Genomic DNA, 19,464 nt, shown 5'->3' with positions numbered 1-19,464 from the left:
GAGCCAGGGACGCGCGTCATGCCCGCGCCGTCAGTGCTTGCGGCCGAGCATCTGCTCACGCGCCTGCTCGGCTCGCGACGCGCCGATGGCGGTCTCGACCTGCTTGACCTCTTCGGGCGGCGGCAGGACGGCCGGCATGCCGAGCGACTGGATCCACAGTTCCCGGCACCAGCCCATGGTGTGGTACAGGTGATGGTCCTCGTCGCTTTCCACGGCCTTGTAGGCCGGCTCGAGCACCTTGGCCAGCTCACCACCCTGTTCGACGACCTTGCCGATCAGCTCCCAGTTCTGGTGATCCTTGGTTTCGGCCAGTACCACGCATTCCGCAGCCACCAGCTCGGCGGCCTCGGGCTTGTCGGTCTTCATCGCCATCTCGATGGCCTTGACCAGCGAGGCGCCCTGGTGCGCAACGACCGCGCGGCCCGGGGAGGCCTCTTCGGTGTCCATGCCCAGCTGTTCGAACACGCGGGTCAGCACCTGTTCGTGCGTCCGCGTTTCCTCCAGGTATTCACCCCATTCCTTCTTCAGGTCCTTGTTCACCGCCGCCTTGATCGCGGCGGTATAGATCTCGATGCCGCCGCGCTCGGTCTCCAGCGCCTGCAGCAAAAGTTCGTGGACCTGTTCGGTGTTGACGTTGCGGGAACGTGCCATGGCTAGACTCCACGGGAGGAAGGTGTGTCCCTTGTAGGCCAGGCCACGCAAACATCAGGTGACGGTGACGCATGCAGCACGTTCACATCATGAAACGACCCATCGATGGCACGGTGTCGTGAACGGAACGGCGCTCATCGTGCTGGACATGATCAACCTGTTCGATTTCGAGGGCGGGACGCGCCTCGGCGCGGCCGCAGTCCGCATCACGCCGAGGATCGTGGCGTTGCGGGAACGCTTCGACGCGGCAGGCGCGCCGACGATCTACGTGAACGACAACTTCGCCCATTGGCAGGGCCATGTCGGCGACCTGGTGACCGCCTGCCGTGAGCGAGGCGGTGCCTCGGCCGCCATCGTGCAGCGGCTCGCGCCGCGTCCCCAGGACTACCACGTGCTGAAGCCCAAACACTCCGGCTTCCTGGCGACGCCTTTGCCGATCCTGCTGGCAAAGCTGGGTGTGCGTCGGCTCGTGCTAACAGGAGTCGCCGCCGATGCCTGCGTGTTGGCCACGGCGCAGGACGCCAACATGCGTGAGTTCGCGCTGTGGGTGCCCAAGGATGCGGTGGCCGCGATCAGTCCGGCGCGGCTGCGCAACGCGGTCGCTCTGATGTCGCGCACACTCGGTGCCTGCGTGCTGACGACGCAGTCGGTGGCGAAGATGTTTCCAGAATGAGACCAGGACGGTGCGTCTTCACGACGGGGTGTCTCTACCGCATTACCATGCCGCCATGACCTCGTCGACCGTCCGCATCCGCTTCAACGCCACGCTACAGCGCCCCGCCGAACCGGAAGGCGCGACGTGGACCTTCCTCGTATTGCCGAAGGCGGCCAGTGCCAAGTTGCCCACGCGCAGCATGACGACAGTGGAAGGCACGTTCGCGGGCAAACCGTTCACGGCCACGCTGGAACCCGATGGCGAAGGCAGCCACTGGCTGAAGGTGGAAAAGGCACTGCGCGACGCTGCCGGCGTTGCCGCGGGCGACCAGGTCGAACTGATCGTCGCGCCGGTGAAGGAGGAACCCGAACCCAGAGTGCCGCCGGACATCCGTAAGGCACTCGACGCAGCGCCGGAGGCGAAAGCGTTGTGGACGACGCTGACCCCGCTCGCCCGCCGCGACTGGATCCACTGGATGACGTCAGGCAAGAAGGCCGAGACGCGCGTGAAACGCATCGCCACCGCCTGCGACATGCTCGCTTCCGGCAAGCGCCGTGCCTGCTGCTTCGATCGCTCGGGCATGTACAGCAAAGGCAACATGGGCGCGTCGACCGCGGCCGAATGATGCAGCGGCCCCGTGGCCTGCCGCCGGAAAAAGAAGGCCCGCATGCGCGGGCCTTGCTTTCTTCCGGCCATGCAACGCCGGTTACTTCAGGCCGCGATGCTCCAGCAACGGTTCGACGCTCGGATCCTTGCCGCGGAATGCGCGATAGGCCTCAGCCAGGTCGCGCGAGTGGCCGATCGACAACACCTTGTCGCGGAAGACCTGCCCGTTCTCGCGGGTCAGGCCACCGTGCTCGCGGAACCACTGGAAGGCGTCGTGGTCCAGCACTTCCGCACCGAAGTAGGCGTAGTAGCCGGCCGCGTAGCCGCCACCCCAGATGTGGCTGAAGTAGCTGGTGCGGTAGCGCGGTGGCACCGCCGCCAGGTCGACCTTGTACCTGGCAAGTGCCTGCTTCTCGAACGCATCCACGTCCTGCTGGCCGCCGCCGGCCGGCAGCGTGTGCCACGCGAGGTCGAGCAGGGCCGCCGACAGGTACTCGGTGGTCGCGTAGCCCTGGTTGAAGGTGCGTGCCTTGACGATCTTGTCGACCAGCGCCTGCGGCATCGCCTCGCCGCTCTGGTAGTGCTTGGCGTAGTGGGCGAACACCTTCGGGTCCAGCGCCCAGTGCTCATTGAACTGCGACGGGAACTCGACGAAGTCGCGCGGCACGTTGGTGCCGGCCACGCTGGGGTACTGCGTCTTCGAGAAGAAGCCGTGCAGTGCGTGGCCGAATTCGTGGAACAGCGTGGTGACGTCGTCGAAGCTCAACAGCGCGGGCTGGCCGGCGGCGGGCTTGGTGAAGTTCTCCACGTTGTAGACCACCGGGATGTCGCCGGTCAGGCCGTTCTGCTCGACGAAGTTGCCCATCCACGCGCCGCCCTGCTTGCTCTCGCGCTTGAACGGATCCAGGTAGAACAGCGCCAGCTGCTCGCCGTCGGCGTCCATGATGTCGAACACGCGCACGTCGGGATGGTAGACCGGGATGTCCTTGCGCTCCTTCGCGGTGATGCCGTACAGCTGGTTGGCAGCGAAGAACACGCCGTCCTTCAACACGCGGTCCAGCTCGAAGTAAGGCTTGATCTGCGACTCGTCCAGGTCGAACTCGGCCTTGCGCACCTGCTCGGCGTAGAAGTCCCAGTCGGCCGCGCCGGCGGTGAAGCCGCCCTTCTGCGCATCCACCACGCCCTGGATCTTGGCGAGCTCGGCACGCGCCCGCGCGGTCGCGGCGGGCACGGTGTCGGTGAGCAGCTTCAGGGCGACCTCGGGCGTGCCGGCCATCTGGTCGGCGATGCTGTAGGCGGCATAGTTCGGGAAGCCGAGGAGCTGCGCCTTGCGCGCGCGCAGTTCGGCCAGGCGCTGGATGGTCGCGCGGGTGTCGTTGCCGTCGCCCTTCTCGGCGCGGCCCAGCGAGGCGGCCATCAGCTGCTCGCGCAGCGCACGGTCCTTCAGCGAGCCCAATGCCGGCTGCTGGGTGGTGTTCTGCAGGCTCAGCAGCCACTGGCCGTCCTTGCCTGCGGCCTTTGCCGCATCGGCAGCGGCGGCGATCGCGCCTTCATCCATGCCGCCTAGCTTCGCCTTGTCGGTGACGAACACGCCGCCGGCGTTGCCGGCCGCCAGCAGCTTGTTGCCGAAGGCGGTGGTCAGCGAGGATTCCTCGCTGTTGAGCTTGCGCAGCTCGGCCTTGTCGGTGTCCGACAGTTGCGCACCGGCGCGCACGAAGCCGTCGTAGGTGTGTTCGACGACGGTCTTCTGTTCCGGCGTCAGGCCGAGCGCGTCGCGCTGGTCGTAGACCGCCTTCACGCGGGCGAACAGCGCCGGATCCAGGTGGATGCTGTCGCTGTGCTCGGCCAGCTTCGGCGCGAGCGCTTCCTCGGCGGCCTGCAGCGCGGGATTGGTGTTGGCGCCGGTCATCGCGAAGAACACGCTGGTCGCGCGCGTCAGCAGCGTGCCGCTGCGCTCCAGCGCCTCGAAGGTATTCGCGAAGGTGGCCGGCTCGGCGTTGTCCGCGATCTTGCGCACCTCGGCCAGGTGCTGGCGCATGCCTTCCTCGATGGCGGGTTGGTAGTCGGCGTCCTTGATCCTGTCGAACGGCGGCGCCTGGAACGGCAGCGTGCTGGCGGTGAACAGGGGGTTTTCGCCCTGGGCGGGCGTGGTGGCGGTGGCGGGCATGGCGGTTTCGGAAGCGGGGCGGTCGCCGCAGGCGGACAGGGCGACGGCGATGGCGGAGGAAAGCAACAGCGTACGCAGCATGGAGAACTCCGGGAACGGACTTCGACGGGATCGCCCGTCACGGTGGTGGACCGGGGCATAGCGTGCGCCGGCACGCGCGGCTTGGCGAGTGCCGGCCGACCGCGGCCGCATCCACGCGCCCCTGGGCACCGTAAGGGACCCGCCAGACAAATGCGTTATCCTCCCCGCCCCCCGCAGGAATCCATGCGATGAACCCGTCCGACGACAATCCCGGCAAGGTCACCCAGGCGCAGGCCGAGGATGCGGTACGCGTGTTGCTGGAGTGGGCGGGCGAAGATCCCACGCGCGAGGGCCTGCTCGATACGCCCAAGCGCGTGGCCAAGGCCTACCGCGACTGGTTCAGCGGTTACCAGATGGATCCGCGCGAGTACCTGGCGCGCACCTTCGAGGAAGTCGCCGGCTACGACGAGATGATCGTGCTGCGCGACATCGAATTCGAAAGCCATTGCGAACACCACATGGCGCCCATCATCGGCCGTGCCCACGTGGGCTACCTGCCGGCCGGCAAGGTGGTCGGCATCAGCAAGCTGGCGCGCGTGGTGGACGTGTACGCGCGCCGCTTCCAGGTGCAGGAGAAGATGACCGCGCAGATCGCGCAGTGCATCCAGGACGTGCTGCAGCCGCGTGGCGTCGCCGTCGTCGTCGATGGCGCGCACGAATGCATGACCACCCGCGGCGTGCACAAGCGCGGGGTCAGCATGGTGACCAGCAAGATGCTGGGCACCTTCCGCGAGGACGCGCGCACCCGCGCGGAATTCCTGCGCTTCATCGAGACGGGCCACGGGAAGCGTTGAGTGCGTGTGGCTGTTGTAGGAGCGACGTAAGTCGCGACCGCATGATGCCACTGTCCATGTGCTTGCTCATCTCGAGGAATCGACTTTCCTGTTGCCCTAGGGTGCGCGGTCGCGACTTACGTCGCTCCTACAGTGAAGCGAAGCCATGAATGCCTGCCCCTGTGGCACCAGCCGCGACTACGCGGCCTGCTGCGGCCGCTATCACGGCGGTGAGCCCGCGCCTGATGCCGAAGCGCTGATGCGCTCGCGCTACAGCGCCTTCGTCACCGGCGATGCGGACTACCTGCGTACGACCTGGCATCCCGACACGCGGCCAGACGAAATCGGCCTGGACGCCCCCGGTGCGCCGAGGACGACGTGGCTCGGGCTCGCGGTGAAATCGCACCGCATCACTGGGCCGGACACTGCCGAAGTCGAGTTCGTCGCCCGCTACCGCATCGGCGGCGGCAGTGCGGTGCGCCTGCACGAGCGCAGCCGCTTTGCCCGCATCGGCGGGCGATGGCTGTACGTGGATGGCGAGCACCGGTGATGTCGAGCCCTCCTCCCCGTCACGCGAGGGGAGTTGTCTCGTCGTGCGGGTGGCTTGAGTAGCAAGGCGCATCTGCGTCCTTCTCCACGCGAGGCGGGGAGAAGGTGGCCGCAGGCCGGATGAGGGGCGCGCGCCGGTGGTGAAGCGCGTGTGCCCGTCTAGTGAGATCGCCTCTTGCCGGAGCGCGGATGCCGGCAACATCGTGTCTCCGTTCGCCCCTCACCCGCCTGCGGCACCCTCTCCACGCTTCGCAGGGAGAGGGAAAAAAGTGCTCAACCCTTCGGCTTCTCCAGGTAATCCAGCGTCACCTGCAGCAGGGCACGCAGGCCGATGTCGAGCGAGGATTCGTCCAGCATGAACTCCGGCGAGTGGTTGCTCGGTGCGGTGACCGGATCGATGCCCTTGGCCGTGCTGCCGACGAAGAAAAACATCGACGGCACTTCGCGCGCATAGAACGAGAAATCCTCCGCGCCCATCTGCAGGCCCGGGGTGATGACGTTGTCGGCGCCCACCACCGCCTGCAGGCTGGGCAGCATCTGCGCGGTGAGCTCGGGGTTGTTGACGGTGACGGGATTGCCGTCGTTGTCGGGCACGCTGGCTTCGACCTTCGCGCCGTGCGCGGCGCTGACGTGGGTGGCGACGTTCTTCAGGTCGGCGAAGATCTTCTGCCGCATGCCTTCGTCGAAGGTGCGGATGGTGCCGACCACTTCGACGTCGTCGGGGATGATGTTGTAGCGGATGCCGCCCTTGATCGCGCCGAAGCTCACCACCGCGGGCAGCTTGGAGATGTCGGTGCGGCGGCTGACGATGGTCTGGGTGGTGCCGATGACATCGGCCATCGCGACGATCGGGTCCACGCCGCCCCACGGCCGCGAGCCGTGCGTCTGCCGGCCGATGACCTTCAGGGTGAAGCTGTCGGACGCCGCCATCAGCGGGCCCTGGCGCACGCCGATCTGGCCGGCCGGAATCGACGAGAACACGTGCAGGCCGAACACCGCCTCGGGCTTGAAGTCCTTGAACACGCCTTCCTTCAACATCAGCTCCGCGCCCCCTTCCTCGCCCGCCGGCGCGCCTTCCTCGGCGGGCTGGAACACCAGCAGCACTTCGCCCGGCAGTGTGTCCTTCATGCCGACCAGCGCCTTCGCCACGCCCAGCAGGATGCCGGTGTGCGCGTCGTGGCCGCAGGCATGCATCACGCCGACGGTCTCGCCGCGGTAGGTCGATGTCGCCTTCGATGCGAACGGCAGGCTGTTGCGCTCGGTGACCGGCAGCGCGTCCATGTCGGCGCGCAGCGCAATGCGTGGGCCTGGCTTGCCGCCCTTGATCACCGCGGTGACGCCGTGGCGCGCGATGCCGGTGCGCGGCTGCAGGCCGAGCTTGCGCAGTTCCTCGGCCACGCGCTTCGACGTCTGCTCCTCGCGGTTGGAAAGTTCCGGGTACTGGTGGAAGTGCCGGCGCCAATCGATCACCTGCTGCTGCACCGTCTTGCCTGCGGCGGCGACTTCCGGCCGTTGCGTGGGCGCGGCATCCTGCGCGGCGGCGGGCAGGGCGCAGGCGAGGGCGAGCAGGGAAACGGCGAGAGGACGTGCATGGCGCATCGGGTCGGCTCCTGGAGGCAAGCCCCGATGCTAACGCCTGCGTCGCGACGGTGCGCATGCCACCTTAGAATGCGCAGGCGTTCCGTGTGGCCGATCACGGCTGGCGACGCCTCCGCTCCCCGCCGGAACCACCATGCCCGATCTCGCCCTGCAGGTGCTCCTGCTGCTGTTCCTCGCCGCGATGCTGGCAGGTTTCATCGATGCCATCGCCGGTGGCGGCGGCATGATCACCATTCCCGCGATGCTGCTGGCCGGCATCCCGCCGCTGCAGGTGCTGGGCACGAACAAGCTGCAGTCGCTGTTCGGCTCGGGCTCGGCGAGCTGGGCCTACGCGCGCCATGGACACGTCGACCTCAAGGGCCAGCTGCCGATGGTGCTGACCGCGGGGCTCGGCGCTGTCGGTGGCGCATTGCTGGCCACGATCATTCCGGTGGACTGGCTGAAGTGGGCGCTGCCGTTCCTGCTGGTCGGCATCGCGGTGTACTTCGGCATGAAGCCCGACATCGGTCACGTGGACCGGCACCAGCGCATGCGCCCGCAGGTGTTCGCGCTGACCTTCGTCCCGGCGATCGGCTTCTACGACGGCGTGTTCGGCCCGGGCACCGGCTCGTTCCTGATGCTGGGTTTCGTCGCGCTGGCCGGCTTCGGCATCCTCAAGGCCACTGCACACACCAAGTTCCTCAACTTCGGCTCCAACCTCGGCGCATTCGGCGTGTTCCTGCTGCACGGCGCGGTGTTGTGGAAGATCGGCCTGCTGATGGGCGCCGGCCAGTTCCTTGGCGCGCAGCTGGGCTCGCGTTTCGCGATGAAGCAGGGCGCGCGGATCATCAAACCGTTGCTGGTCACCGTGTCGATCGCGCTGGCGATCCGCCTGCTGGCGGATCCGCAGCATCCGTTGCGGCTCTGGTTGGGCGTTTGATCGGCTGTTGTGGGAGCGACGTCAGTCGCGATGCTCTTTCCTGGGCGAAACGAAAAGCTCGCGACTCACGTCGCTCCCACAACCGCGCCTGATCAGGGCTTGGTCGCCAGGTAATCCAGCGCCACCTGCAGCATCGCCTGGCTGCCGGTCTGCAGCGCCTGTTCGTCGAGCAGGAACTGCGGCGAATGATTGATCGGTGCGGTGGCCGGATCGATCCCCTTCGACGTCGAGCCGACGAAGAAGTAGAAACCGGGCACCGTGTTGGCGAACTGCGAGAAGTCTTCGGCCACGGTCACCAACGGCATCTCGACCACGTTCGCCGCGCCCACCGCCTTTTCCAGCGACGGCCGTACGCGCTGGGTGAGCGCAGGCTGGTTGATGGTGGCAGGCGCGTTGTTGGCGACCTTCAGCTCGGCGCTGCCGCCACTGGCGTGCGCGTAGTCGTCGGCGATGCGACGGAAACGCGCGATCACGTCTTCGCGCACGGTCGGGTCGAAGGTACGCAGCGTGCCGACCAGGGTCGCTTCGTCCGGAATGATGTTGAAGCGCACGCCGGCCTGGAACTGGCCCGCGGTCAGCACCACCGGGCTGGTGGCGATGTTCACCTGCCGCGCGATCATGCTCTGCGTGCCCAGCAGGATCTGCGCGCCCAGGGTGATCGGGTCCACGCCATCCCACGGCCGCGAGCCATGCGTCTGCTTGCCCTTCACCACCAGCGACCACTCGTCCGCCGCCGCCATCAGCGGCCCGCTGCGATAGCCCACGCTGCCGACCGGCAGGCCGGCCCAGACGTGCAGGCCGAACACGGCATCGGGGGTGAAGTCCTTGAACACGCCGTCCTGCAGCATCAACGCCGCGCCAAACACTGCGCCCGCGACCGGCGGGCCTTCTTCTGCCGGCTGGAACACGAACATCACTTCGCCGGCGAGTTCGTCCTTCGCGGCGACCAGCGCCTGCGCCACGCCCATCAGGATCGCGACGTGCGCGTCGTGGCCGCAGGCGTGCATCACGCCGACCGGCTGGCCACGGTATTCGGCTTTCACCTTCGACGCGAAAGGCAGGCCCGTCTGTTCGGTCACCGGCAACGCGTCCATGTCGGCGCGCAGGGCGATGCGCGGGCCTGGCTTCGCGCCTTTCAGCACCGCGACCACGCCGGTCTTGCCGACGCCGGTGCGCACCGTGAGGCCCAGCGAGCGCAGGTGATCGGCGACCCGCTTGGCGGTGCGCGTTTCCTGTTCGCCGAGTTCGGGATGCTGGTGGAGGTCGCGCCGCCACTGCACGAGCTGGGGCTGCGCGCGCTCCAGCGCCGCGAACGCCGTGGCGTCCTGTGCCCGCGCTGCGTCCGTGCCTGCCAGCGAGACCGTCGCGACGAGCACGGCGGCGAACAAACGATGGGCGCGAAGCATGGCGGCATCCGGGACAGACGGGGAGCACGATGCTAGCCCGGGCGGCGCGTGCGTCCAATGGCAAATCACCATGAGCGCATGCGTGCGCGTTGCTCGCATTCGCCACGCGCGCGTGGCAGGCTCGCAGGCCACTGGAGAGCGCCCCTGCCCATGACCCGAGACGCCGATCCCGCTTCTTCCCGTCCGCTGCAGGGCGATGCCGCGCTGTTGCGCGCGGTGGGCAGCCTGGCGCTGGCCGCGGCCGTCATCAACATCATCGTCGGTGGCGGCATCTTCAAGATGCCTGCGGCGCTGTCGGCGCAGGTCGACGCCGCCGCGCCGCTGGCGTTGCTGGCCGGTGCCGTGGTGATGGTGCCGGTGGCGTTGTGTTTCGCCGCCATCGGCAGCCGGGCCTCCGCCACCGGCGGACCCTATACCTATGTCAGCGCGGTGTTCGGCACGCTGCCGGGCTTCCTGGCTGGCGCGCTGATGTGGATCTGCAACGTGGCCTCCAGTGCCGGCGTCGCCGCGGCGCTGTCGCTGCAGGCCGCCAGTCTGTGGCCGGTCTTCGACGCGCCCCTGCCGCGCGCGCTGCTGCTGCTGGGCGTGTATGCCGCGATCTATGCGCTCAATGCCTTCGGCGTGAAACTGGGCGCACGCGCAGTGATGACGCTGGCGACGTTGAAGCTGGTGCCGTTGTTCCTGCTGGTGGTGCTGGGCCTAGCCTTCGTTGATACCTCGCACGTCAGCTTCGCCTTCGCCGACGTGCCCTCGTGGACCGCGCTGGGCGCGGCGATGGTGATGGTGGTGTTCGCGTACTCCGGCGTGGAAACGGCGCTGATTCCCGGTGGCGAAGTACGCGACCCTTCGCGCAGCGTGCCGCGCGCGGCATTGAGCGCCATCCTGCTGGTGGTGCTGCTGTACCTCGGCCTGCAGATCGTCTGCCAGGGTGTGCTGGGCCCGGCCCTGGCGACCAGCAGCGTGCCGATCGCCGAGGCCGCGGGCCGGTTGTGGGATCCGGCGCGCATCGCCCTGCTGGTGACCGCGTGCATCTCGATGGCGGGCTTCCTGCTGGGCAACCTGCTGGGGTCGTCCCGGCTGCTGTTCGCGCTGGGGCGTGATGGTTACCTGCCGCAGGCCTTCGGTCGCGTCAGCGCCAACCACCGCGTGCCGCTGCTTGCGCTGGCCACGCATGCCGGCATCGCCTGCCTGCTGGCGGTGGTCGGTAACTTCGAAGCCCTGGTGCTGATTTCCGGCGGCGCGGTCTGCCTGGTGTACGTGATGGTCTGCGTGGCCGCCTGGCGGGCGCAGCGCACCGACCTGCGCGAGCGTGGTGCACCGTTCGTCCTGCGCGGCGGTCCGCTGGTACCCGGTCTGGCGGTCGTGGGCATGGTGGCCATCCTCACCACGTTGAGTACGCGCGAGTGGACGGCGATCGGCGTGGCGGTGGTGGTGTTGGCCGCGATTTACGCGGTGCTGGTCGGGCTTCGGCGGCGCGTGGGCAGCTGAGTTCCAGACGAGGCAGGAAGGCTGATTGTGGGAGCGACGTAAGTCGCGAGCTCTTCCTCTGCTAGCACCAAAAGCTCGCGACTTACGTCGCTCCCACATCGGGTATTCCTACTCCGGGCAGCCTAGCGGAACACCACCGTCCGGTGCCCGTTCAACAGGATGCGGTGCTCCACGTGGCGGCGCACCGCGCGAGCCAGCACCAGCGATTCGATGTCGCTGCCCATCCGCACCAGTTCCTTCGGCGTCATCGCGTGGTCCACGCGGGCGACGTCCTGTTCGATGATCGGACCTTCATCGAGGTCGCGCGTGACGTAGTGCGCCGTCGCGCCGATGATCTTGACCCCGCGCGCGKGCGCCTGGTGGTATGGCTTGGCGCCCTTGAAGCTGGGAAGGAAGCTGTGGTGGATGTTGACCGCTCGGCCGGCCAGCGCATCGCACAGCGTCGGCGAAAGGATCTGCATGTAGCGCGCCAGCACGACCAGGTCGATCCGTTCGCGCTCGACCAGGTCGATGATGCGGTGCTCCTGCTCTTCGCGGTGTTCGGCGGAGACCGGCAGGTGGTGGAAGGCGACGCCGTACGACTGGGCGAGCGGCGCGAAGTCGGCGTGGTTGGACGCGATGCAGGCGATCTCCACCGGCAATTGCCGGCTGTGCACGCGGAACAGCAGGTCGTTGAGGCAGTGACCCTGCTTGCTGACCAGCACCATCAGTCGCGCCTTGCGACTGGCGTCGTGGAGCTGCCAGTCCATGTTGAAGATTTCCGCGAGCGACGCGAAGCCTTCGTGCAGCACATCGATCTCGGTCGCGCCCGGCACGTCGAAATGCACGCGCAGGAAGAAGCGCCCGGATTCGTCGTCGCCGAACTGTTGCGCGTCCAGGATGTTGCAGCCGGACTCGTACAGGAGACCGGTCACGCGATAGACGATGCCGGTGGTGTCCGGGCAGGAGAGGGTCAGGATATGGTCGCGGCGCATGCGGGGTTCGGATCGGGGGTCATTCGCAGCGTGCGGCGGTGATGCGGTTCTGCGCATCGATGTAAACGCGCAGGCGGTCGTTGCGGGTGTCTTTCTTCACGGCCGTGGTGGGGCCGATCGGGTTGACCAGACCCGCGCCGCTCTCGCTCGACAGGCGCTTCAGCGTCGCTTCGTCCGCCGGTTGGCCCACGGCCCAGTCCAGCGAGGCATCGCGGCAGCTGCCGTTGCCGGCGACCTGCGGGCCGGGCGTGCTGACGCAGGCGGACAAGGCCAGGGAACCGGCAACGATGCCGAGGCTGCGACAGAAGCAACGAAGGGACGGACGGGGGAAAGCCATGGCAGCGTCTCCGGGGCAGTGAGGATCGCTGTTTAGCACATTGTCGACAGGCCCGCAGTGGCCGTGCCTACAGGTCGAACGCCAGCAGGTCGTGTCTCGTCGCGGCGCGCACCACACGCCGGTACAGCACGTTGCCGCTGCCGCCGTTGGTCAGCGCGACCAGCGCACGCTCGCCGGCAAGATCGCCGAGGGCGAAATTCTTGAAGATGCCGCCGTTGCTGCCCGAGTGGTAGAACACCGGACCGCGCGGGGTGCTTTCCAGATTCCAGCCCAGGCCCTTGTCGGTCCAGCGGCCGGGCACGTCGATCTGCTTGGTCAGCATCGCAGTCCGCATGGCCTCGCTGATCTGCCATGGCGCACGCGATGTGCGCACCATCAGCGCCATGAAACGCGCGTAATCCACCGGTGTGGTGCGCAGGCTGGCCGCCGCGTTGGCGAGGATGTCGCCGGGCCAGTTCACCAGGCCCTTCGGCGTGATGGCCTGCACGTCCGGCAACGCGCGCTCTGCGTCTTCGTAACGCCATGCGGACAGCGGCTTGCCCCAGCGGTCCGCGACGGTCTGTGCCGCGTTCCAGGTGTCGCGGAGCATCTGCGGCGGCATGCCGCTTTCCTCGTCCTCCACGGCGCGATGGCCGTAGACCGAACGCGCGGCGATCTCCTTGCTCCACGTATAGCTGCTGTCGCGCATGCCGGCCGGACCGAACAGCAGGCGCTGCATCGAGTCGTCCAGGCTCTCACCCGTGAGCTTCTCCACGACCAGCTGCAGCCAGAACATCGCTTCGCCCGAATAGTCGATGCGCGTGCCGGGCTTCACCGCCGGCGCAAGCTTCTCGTGGGCCGGGTCCTTGCGCCAGTTCGGCATGCCGGTGGAATGGCGCAGCACGTCCCGCGCGGTGACCAGGTCCACCCACGGGTGATCGGCCAGGTAGTCCATCCGCCGATAGCGCACGAGCGGCGCATCGAGATCGATAACGCCCTGGTCGGCCAGTTGCAGCACCAGATAGGCGAACACCGGCTTGCTGAGCGAGGCATCCTCGAACAGCGTGTCGTCGGCTACAGGCGTCCGCGTTTCCGCGTTCGTCACGCCCAGGTTGCGCGCCCATACCACCTCGCCCCGCTCCACGACGGCCATGCCGATGGCGGGCACGCGCAGCGCCTGCATCAGTCGCGGCAGGTCGGCGAGGAAGGCATCGGGTGGGATCCAGTTCGCCTCATCGTCGCAGGCGGCGGCGGTCGCAAGATGCGGCCACGCGCCGGCGATGAACGGTGCAGAGGCCAACGTGGCCAGCCAGCGGCGACGCTGCGGGGAGGACGGGGCGGTATTCGGCGTCATGTCGGCTGCACGTGGAGGGCACATGCACAAGGATGACGAACGACGATACGGAACCCCGCGCATCGGGTGCGCAGGCCCGGTCAGTCCTGCGCGATGGCGGGCGGCAGCGGCGGCGCCTGTGTCGGCCGCCCCAGCGGATCGAGCGCGATCATCACGAAGTGGCCGCGCGTGCACAGCTTCCGCTCGCCGGTCAGCAGGTTCTCGGTGATGACTTCCACGTCCACGTTCATCGAGCTGCGGCCGACTTTCACCACGCGCGCGACCACTTCGACCAGGTCGCCCTTGTGGATCGGCTGGTTGAAGTCCACCTGTTCCGAGCGTGCGGTGACCACGGTGGTACGCGCGTAACGCGACGCGGCGATGAAGGCCGACATGTCCATCCACGCCAGCGCCTGGCCGCCGAACAGCGTGCCGAGGTGGTTGGTGTGGTCGGGGAAGACCATGTGCAGCAGGCGCGCCTCGGTCGGGAGCGCTTCGGCGTTGGCCAGTTCGGTCATGGTGGTGCTCCGGTTCGCGTGCTCCTGGCGGGAGCATAGCGCAGGCCTCGTGGGAGCGACGTGAGTCGCGACAGGGCGAAAGGAGCAGGYCGCTGCCCTTCGGATGCCACGAGGACGTGTCGTTGCCGCGATCGCGACTTACGTCGCTCCCACGTCAGCCATCGCCACGCGTCAGAACGCGTGGTCGAAGCCCACCTCGCCCTGCACGCCCAGCTGGTAGGCCGAGACGCGGCGCTCGAAGAAGTTGGTCAGCTCCTGCACGTCCTGCAGCTCCATGAAGGGCAGCGGGTTGCGCACGTCGTAACGCTTGGGCATGCCGAGCTTGGCGAAGTGCTGGTCCGCGCAGTGCTGCAGGTACTGCCGCATGTCACGCGTCGAGATGCCGGCTACGCCGCCGGACAGCACGTCTTCGGCGAACTGCACTTCGCACTCGATCGCTTCTTCCAGCATGTCGTAGACCTGCTGCTGCATGACGTCGTCGAACAGGTCCGGTTCTTCCTCGCGCACGGTGCGCACGCACTCGAACGCGAACTCCATGTGGCAGCTCTCGTCGCGGAACACCCAGTTGGTGCCGCTGGCCAGGCCCGGCAACAGGCCGCGCGAGCGGAAGTAGTACACGTAGGCGAAGGCCGCGAAGAAGAACAGGCCTTCGATGCAGGCGGCAAAGCAGATCTGGTTGAGCAGGAACTGCCGGCGCTGGTCGCGCGTCTCGATCCGCTTCAGGTCCTGGATACTGTCGATCCACTTGAAGCAGAAGTCGGCCTTCTTCTTGATCGCCGGGATGTTCTCCACCGCCGCGAACGCCTTGAAGCGCTCCGCCGGGTCGGGCAGGTAGTTGTCCAGCAGCGTCAGGTAGAACTGCACGTGCAGCGCCTCTTCGTAGAGTTGCCGCGACAGGTACATGCGCGCCTCGGGCGCGTTGAGGTGCTGGTACAGGTTCAGCACCAGGTTGTTCGACACGATGGAATCGCCGGTGGCGAAGAACGCGACCAGCCGGTGGATCAGGTGGCGGTCGGCCGGCGTCATCTTCGCATGCAGGTCGGTGATGTCGATCTGGAAGTTGATCTCCTCCACCGTCCACGTGTTCTTGATCGCGTCGCGGTACATGTCATAAAACTGCGGATAGCGCATCGGGCGCAGCGTCAGTTCGAAACCGGGGTCTAGCAACATCTGCTTGGGGTGTACGGACATGGTGCGGTGGTCTCTTGGTTCCTTCTCCCTCCGGGAGAAGGTGCCCGTAGGGCGGATGAGGGTGCGGCGAAGGCAGCGGCGGCGACACGTCGTGACGCCGCCGTACCCTCACCCCAACCCCTCTCCCGGTGGGAGAGGGGCTCGATCAAGAAAGGTGGCGCGTCCTTGCGCCGGGAACGTCCGTGTTCCTGTTCCAGGGGTCGTCGGCCGGAGCCGGCGCAGGGGGAGCGGTTACTGGCAGGCCTCGCAGGCTTCGGGGTTCTCGAGCGAACACGCAATCGCCTCCGCCGGCGTGTATTCGCGCTTCGGCTCCACAGCGGCGGCGCTGCTGACCGTGGTCTTGGCGATGCGGGTGGCCGGGCGCGAACGCAGGTAGTAAGTGGTCTTGATGCCCCGCTTCCACGCGTACATGTACATGGACGACATGGCGCCGATGTTCGGGCTTTCCATGAACAGGTTGAGCGAGGCCGACTGGTCGATGAAGGCGCCACGGTCGGCGGCCATGTCGATCAGCGAGCGCATCGGCAGTTCCCACGCCGTGCGGTAGACCTGCTGCAACGTTTCCGGGATCTGCGCGATGCCCTGGATGGAGCCTTCCGCCAGCTTGATCGCGTCGCGTGTTTCCGGCGTCCACAGGCCCAGCTTTTTCAGCTCGTCCACCAGGTAGCGGTTGACCTGCAGGAAGTCGCCCGACAGCGTCTCGCGCTTGAACAGGTTGGACACCTGCGGCTCCACGCACTCGTAGCAGCCGGCGATCGAGGCGATGGTGGCAGTCGGCGCGATGGCGATCAGCAGCGAGTTGCGCAGGCCGTGTTCCTTGATGCGCGCGCGCAGGGCCTCCCAGCGGTCGGCATTCTCCGGCTTGATGTTCCAGGCATCGAACTGCAGTTCGCCGTTGGCCGCGCGGGTGTCGGCGAACGAGGGATGGCGGCCGCGTTCCTGCGCCAGCTCCACCGAGGTTTCCAGCGCATGGAAGTAGATGGTCTCGGCGATCTTCGCCGATAGCGCGCGCGCCTCGGCGCTGTCGAACGGCAGGCGCAGCTTGAAGAACACGTCCTGCAGGCCCATGCAGCCCAGGCCCACCGGACGCCAGCGCAGGTTGCCGCGGCGCGCGGTCTCGATCGGATAGAAGTTCAGGTCGATCACGCGGTCCAGCTGGCGAACAGCCAGGCGCACGGTCTCGGCCAGCTTGTCGAAATCGAACCAGGTGCGGCCGGTATCGGGATCGCTATCGAAATGGCGCCCCAGGTTGATCGACCCCAGGTTGCACACGGCCGTCTCTTCCGCCGAGGTGACCTCGAGGATCTCGGTGCAGAGGTTCGACAGGTGGATGACATTGCCCGCGCGCAGCGTCTGGTTGCTGGCTGCGTTGCACTTGTCCTTGAACGTCATCCAGCCGTTGCCGGTCTCGGCCAGCGTGCGCATCATCCGGCCGTACAACTTGCGGGCCGGGATGGTCTTGACCGCTTTGCCCTGCAGTTCCGCCTGCGTGTACGCCAGTTCGAAGGCGGCGCCGTACAGGTCGGTCAGCTCCGGCACCACGCGCGGATCGAACAACGACCATTCCTGGTCGGCCTCGACGCGCTTCATGAACAGGTCCGGCACCCAGTTGGCCAGGTTGAGGTTGTGGGTGCGGCGCGCTTCGTCGCCGGTGTTGTCGCGCAGTTCGAGGAAATCCTCGATGTCGGCGTGCCAGGTCTCCAGGTACACGCAGGCCGCGCCCTTGCGCTTGCCGCCCTGGTTGACCGCTGCGACCGAGGAATCCAGCGTCTTCAGCCACGGCACGATGCCGTTGCTGTGGCCGTTGGTGGACTTGATCAGCGAGCCGCGCGAACGCACGCGCGTGTAGCTCACGCCGATGCCGCCGCTGAACTTGCTCAGCTGGGCGATGTCGCCGTACTTGGCATAGATGGATTCCAGCGTGTCCTGCGGCGAGTCCAGCAGGAAGCACGACGACAGCTGCTCGTGCGTCGTGCCGCTGTTGAACAGCGTCGGCGAGCTGGGCAGGTAGTCCAGGTTGCCCATGCGGCGGTACAGCGCCAGCGCTTCCGGCACGTCCTCGCTCAGCGCGCATGCGATGCGCAGGAAGAACTGCTGCGGCGTCTCGATGACCTTGCGCGTGTGCGGGTGGCGCAGCAGGTAGCGGTCGTACAGCGTGCGCAGGCCGAAGTAGTCGAAGTGCAGGTCGAGCGAGGCGTCCAGCGCGTCGTTGAGCTTGCGCGCATTGGTCTGCACGAAGTTCAGCAGGCGGTCGTTGATCAGGCCGACTTCGTGGCCGCGGGTGACCGACTGCGAGAACGCATGGATCTCCTGGCCGGTGACTTCCTTGGTGATGTAGGCGGCCAGCAGGCGCGCGGCCAGTCGGCTGTATTCGGGTTCTTCGCCGGTCAGCAGCGCGGCGGTGCGGATCGACAGTTCGTCCAGTTCGCGCGTGCTGGCGCCGTCGTACAGGCCGGAGATGGTGCGCGTGGCCACGCGCATCGGATCGATGGCGTGCAGGCCTTCGCAGTTTCGCTGTACGGCGCGCACGATCTTGTTGAGGTCCACCGGCTCGCGGCCGCCGTTGCGCTTGGTCACGCTCATCGCGGTGGCGGTGGGCGGCGGGGTCAGCGAGAACGCGTCCTTCTGGGACGGAGTGGTGCCGGCGTCGGCGACGGCGCTGTCGGTCTGGGTCACGAGATTCCTCCATGCGTGGTGCACGCGGCGGCCCGTCCCTCGCGGGGCTGCGCAAGGCCGGATGGAGGATCACAGTGGGGAAGCGGCGTCGCAGGAGACGCGACCGCGCAGACGGACTGCGGGCGCCCTGCTTCGCCAGCCCTCTCCCCCCGGAGATTCCGCGGCCGGCACCGCGCGGTGTGCATCGCGCGGCTGTCGGCAGGTCTTCGGACTCATGGGCGCGAAGGGCGAGCCTTCTTCCTACGTCCGCCGCTTCCCGAGGCATGGGGCCTCAGTGCTGTGTGGCGGGTTCGTTCCCAATTACCGCTGCGGGGCAGTGCCGGAGTGGCGCGAACGCGTCACCGGCTTCCCGTTTTAATCCCGTGGCTTGCGACCACCGGAACCGACGGCCACAAGATAGTGGGGGTGTACAGAAGCGTCAACACCAAATGTTGTGTGGAACAAGGGACGGCCTTGCCATGCGGGTTCCACGATTTGGATCCGTCTCCCCGCTGGCTCTCCCACCAGCCTAATCCTGTCAGCTGAAGCTGGCGCGGGGTCAGCACCTGCTAGATGGTGTCAGTACGGGGGTCGACCGGCCCCGGAAGCCGCCTAGCCCCCGTCCGCGCCGGCGAACAGTGTCTGAAGGTACCTCGCGGCCTTGTCAGCTTGCCCAGCAGTCACGGTTTCCATGATCGTCCTCCCTCCAAGTGCCCTGATGGGAGTGTTCCGGGCGTGGAATGCGAGCCGGGGGCCGTCGTCGGGGATAATCCATTCCAGACCAGATATGACGATGCCCAGTGAACGTACCCGCGCGATCGTGTGGGCCGGCGGACTCTTGCTCGATATCGCGCGCGATCGCACGCTACCCGTGGCATTACGGCGGCGAGCCGTGGTCATAGCCCGTCACTTCCTCACGATAGACGATGTCTTCTTGATGGCCAATGCGATGAAGCAGAACTGGCATCGCACCATGCTCGCGCCACTGGAGCAAACCGAAGCGGAAGATGCCGGAGACCACGGTCCGCTCACGCTTCAAACAAGACTGGGCTGGCTGAAGCGTGAGCAGACGAGTCCAACGGTTGTCTGCTTCCGGAGACACTTCCAACTTCACCTGATTACGTAAGCGAATGTAGGCATGCGTGATAAAGGTGAACGCAGCGGGCGAGGTCACAGTTTCACAAAAATGGCAGGTGGTAGAAAGACCGCGCACCTGGTCATGCGGCGTGCACTCAATCGAGCCCATGGAAGAAAGGTGCTAACTCATCCTCAAGGAGAAGGAGCATGGCAAGAGTTCTACGGACGTCGATCTACACGTGCTGCCTGGTGGTCGCAAGCACACTCTTCTCGGCACACGCGGCACCGCCGGCAACCCAAGCCGACCTTGCCGCAGTCGACAAGGCGGCACTGCAGCGTGACCTGGCCGGTCTGGGCGCGCCCATCACTTCGCAGCGCAGTTTGTCTCGTCACCTCAGCGCAGGGGTGACCGAATCGCCGCTGGGTCGCCTGAGTCAGCCGGCGCTTCGACGCTTCCTAGCCAGCCTTCAGTTCAATGAGAGCGGGCTCACCACGTTCCGCTACAC

Annotated in this window: 17 protein-coding genes, 1 pseudogene and 1 riboswitch; of the genes and pseudogenes, 8 read left to right on the top strand and 10 right to left on the bottom strand. The window is 67.0% G+C overall.

Going from position 1 to position 19,464, the window contains the following annotated elements:
* Nucleotides 1–30: 30 nt before the first annotated feature.
* Complete coding sequence (locus AC04L7_RS01315; protein ID WP_435995864.1) at nt 31–651, bottom strand: hypothetical protein; 621 nt, start codon at nt 649–651, stop codon at nt 31–33.
* Between the two features lie 118 nt (nt 652–769).
* Here AC04L7_RS01315 and AC04L7_RS01310 point away from each other — a divergent pair, with 118 nt between their 5' ends.
* Complete coding sequence (locus tag AC04L7_RS01310; RefSeq protein WP_435995866.1) at nt 770–1,324, top strand: cysteine hydrolase family protein; 555 nt, start codon at nt 770–772, stop codon at nt 1,322–1,324.
* A 55-nt stretch (nt 1,325–1,379) separates the two neighbouring features.
* Nucleotides 1,380–1,931 (top strand): YdeI/OmpD-associated family protein, encoded by a 552-nt coding sequence (locus tag AC04L7_RS01305; RefSeq protein ID WP_435995868.1) that lies wholly within the window; start codon nt 1,380–1,382, stop codon nt 1,929–1,931.
* Nucleotides 1,932–2,012: 81 nt separating this feature from the next.
* On the opposite strand, the gene dcp is transcribed toward AC04L7_RS01305, so the two are convergent.
* Nucleotides 2,013–4,160, bottom strand: a complete 2,148-nt coding sequence (gene dcp, locus AC04L7_RS01300) for a peptidyl-dipeptidase Dcp (RefSeq protein ID WP_435995870.1) — start codon at nt 4,158–4,160, stop codon at nt 2,013–2,015.
* Between the two features lie 188 nt (nt 4,161–4,348).
* Between dcp and folE the strand changes: the two genes are divergently transcribed.
* Entirely contained in the window at nt 4,349–4,954 is a 606-nt protein-coding gene (gene folE, locus AC04L7_RS01295; protein WP_296278653.1) for a GTP cyclohydrolase I FolE, read from the top strand.
* Nucleotides 4,955–5,099: 145 nt separating this feature from the next.
* Nucleotides 5,100–5,483, top strand: coding sequence for a YchJ family protein (locus tag AC04L7_RS01290; protein ID WP_435995872.1), 384 nt, complete (start codon nt 5,100–5,102; stop codon nt 5,481–5,483).
* Between the two features lie 272 nt (nt 5,484–5,755).
* Here the strand turns inward: AC04L7_RS01290 and AC04L7_RS01285 are convergent, their stop codons facing one another.
* Nucleotides 5,756–7,081, bottom strand: a complete 1,326-nt coding sequence (locus AC04L7_RS01285) for a M20 family metallopeptidase (protein ID WP_435995874.1) — start codon at nt 7,079–7,081, stop codon at nt 5,756–5,758.
* 133 nt (nt 7,082–7,214) lie between these two features.
* Here AC04L7_RS01285 and AC04L7_RS01280 point away from each other — a divergent pair, with 133 nt between their 5' ends.
* Entirely contained in the window at nt 7,215–8,000 is a 786-nt protein-coding gene (locus AC04L7_RS01280) for a TSUP family transporter (protein ID WP_435995876.1), read from the top strand.
* A 92-nt stretch (nt 8,001–8,092) separates the two neighbouring features.
* Here AC04L7_RS01280 and AC04L7_RS01275 read toward each other — a convergent pair whose 3' ends face one another.
* Entirely contained in the window at nt 8,093–9,406 is a 1,314-nt protein-coding gene (locus tag AC04L7_RS01275; protein WP_435995878.1) for an amidohydrolase, read from the bottom strand.
* Between the two features lie 150 nt (nt 9,407–9,556).
* On the opposite strand from AC04L7_RS01275, the gene AC04L7_RS01270 reads away from it, so the two are divergent.
* A complete protein-coding gene (locus AC04L7_RS01270) occupies nt 9,557–10,894 on the top strand; it encodes an APC family permease (RefSeq protein ID WP_435995880.1) in 1,338 nt (445 codons plus the stop codon).
* A gap of 122 nt (nt 10,895–11,016) precedes the next feature.
* Here AC04L7_RS01270 and purU read toward each other — a convergent pair whose 3' ends face one another.
* The 6 genes from purU to AC04L7_RS01240 all read right to left on the bottom strand — a co-directional run bounded on the left by purU (nt 11,017) and on the right by AC04L7_RS01240 (nt 17,809).
* Nucleotides 11,017–11,868 (bottom strand): formyltetrahydrofolate deformylase, encoded by an 852-nt coding sequence (gene purU, locus AC04L7_RS01265; protein WP_475512405.1) that lies wholly within the window; start codon nt 11,866–11,868, stop codon nt 11,017–11,019.
* A gap of 19 nt (nt 11,869–11,887) precedes the next feature.
* Entirely contained in the window at nt 11,888–12,205 is a 318-nt protein-coding gene (locus AC04L7_RS01260) for a hypothetical protein (RefSeq protein ID WP_296278646.1), read from the bottom strand.
* A gap of 67 nt (nt 12,206–12,272) precedes the next feature.
* Nucleotides 12,273–13,538, bottom strand: a complete 1,266-nt coding sequence (locus tag AC04L7_RS01255; protein ID WP_435995884.1) for a serine hydrolase domain-containing protein — start codon at nt 13,536–13,538, stop codon at nt 12,273–12,275.
* Between the two features lie 80 nt (nt 13,539–13,618).
* Entirely contained in the window at nt 13,619–14,035 is a 417-nt protein-coding gene (locus tag AC04L7_RS01250) for an acyl-CoA thioesterase (protein WP_299344862.1), read from the bottom strand.
* Nucleotides 14,036–14,206: 171 nt separating this feature from the next.
* Nucleotides 14,207–15,226: a ribonucleotide-diphosphate reductase subunit beta gene (locus tag AC04L7_RS01245; protein WP_187573933.1), complete on the bottom strand. Its 1,020-nt coding sequence runs from the start codon at nt 15,224–15,226 to the stop codon at nt 14,207–14,209.
* Between the two features lie 231 nt (nt 15,227–15,457).
* Entirely contained in the window at nt 15,458–17,809 is a 2,352-nt protein-coding gene (locus AC04L7_RS01240) for a ribonucleoside-diphosphate reductase subunit alpha (RefSeq protein WP_436000900.1), read from the bottom strand.
* 273 nt (nt 17,810–18,082) lie between these two features.
* Nucleotides 18,083–18,304, bottom strand: a riboswitch (cobalamin riboswitch).
* 268 nt (nt 18,305–18,572) lie between these two features.
* Between AC04L7_RS01240 and AC04L7_RS01235 the strand changes: the two genes are divergently transcribed.
* Both AC04L7_RS01235 and AC04L7_RS01230 read left to right on the top strand, forming a co-directional pair.
* Nucleotides 18,573–19,007, top strand: a complete 435-nt coding sequence (locus AC04L7_RS01235) for a BPSL0761 family protein (RefSeq protein ID WP_475512404.1) — start codon at nt 18,573–18,575, stop codon at nt 19,005–19,007.
* A gap of 158 nt (nt 19,008–19,165) precedes the next feature.
* Nucleotides 19,166–19,464, top strand: a pseudogene (locus AC04L7_RS01230) (hypothetical protein); the annotation flags it as partial.

This window comes from Pseudoxanthomonas sp. LjRoot204_2 (genome assembly GCF_056175765.1).
The sequence above is the reverse complement of the archived record's forward strand: the minus strand, read 5'-3'. Positions and strand labels throughout refer to the sequence as shown.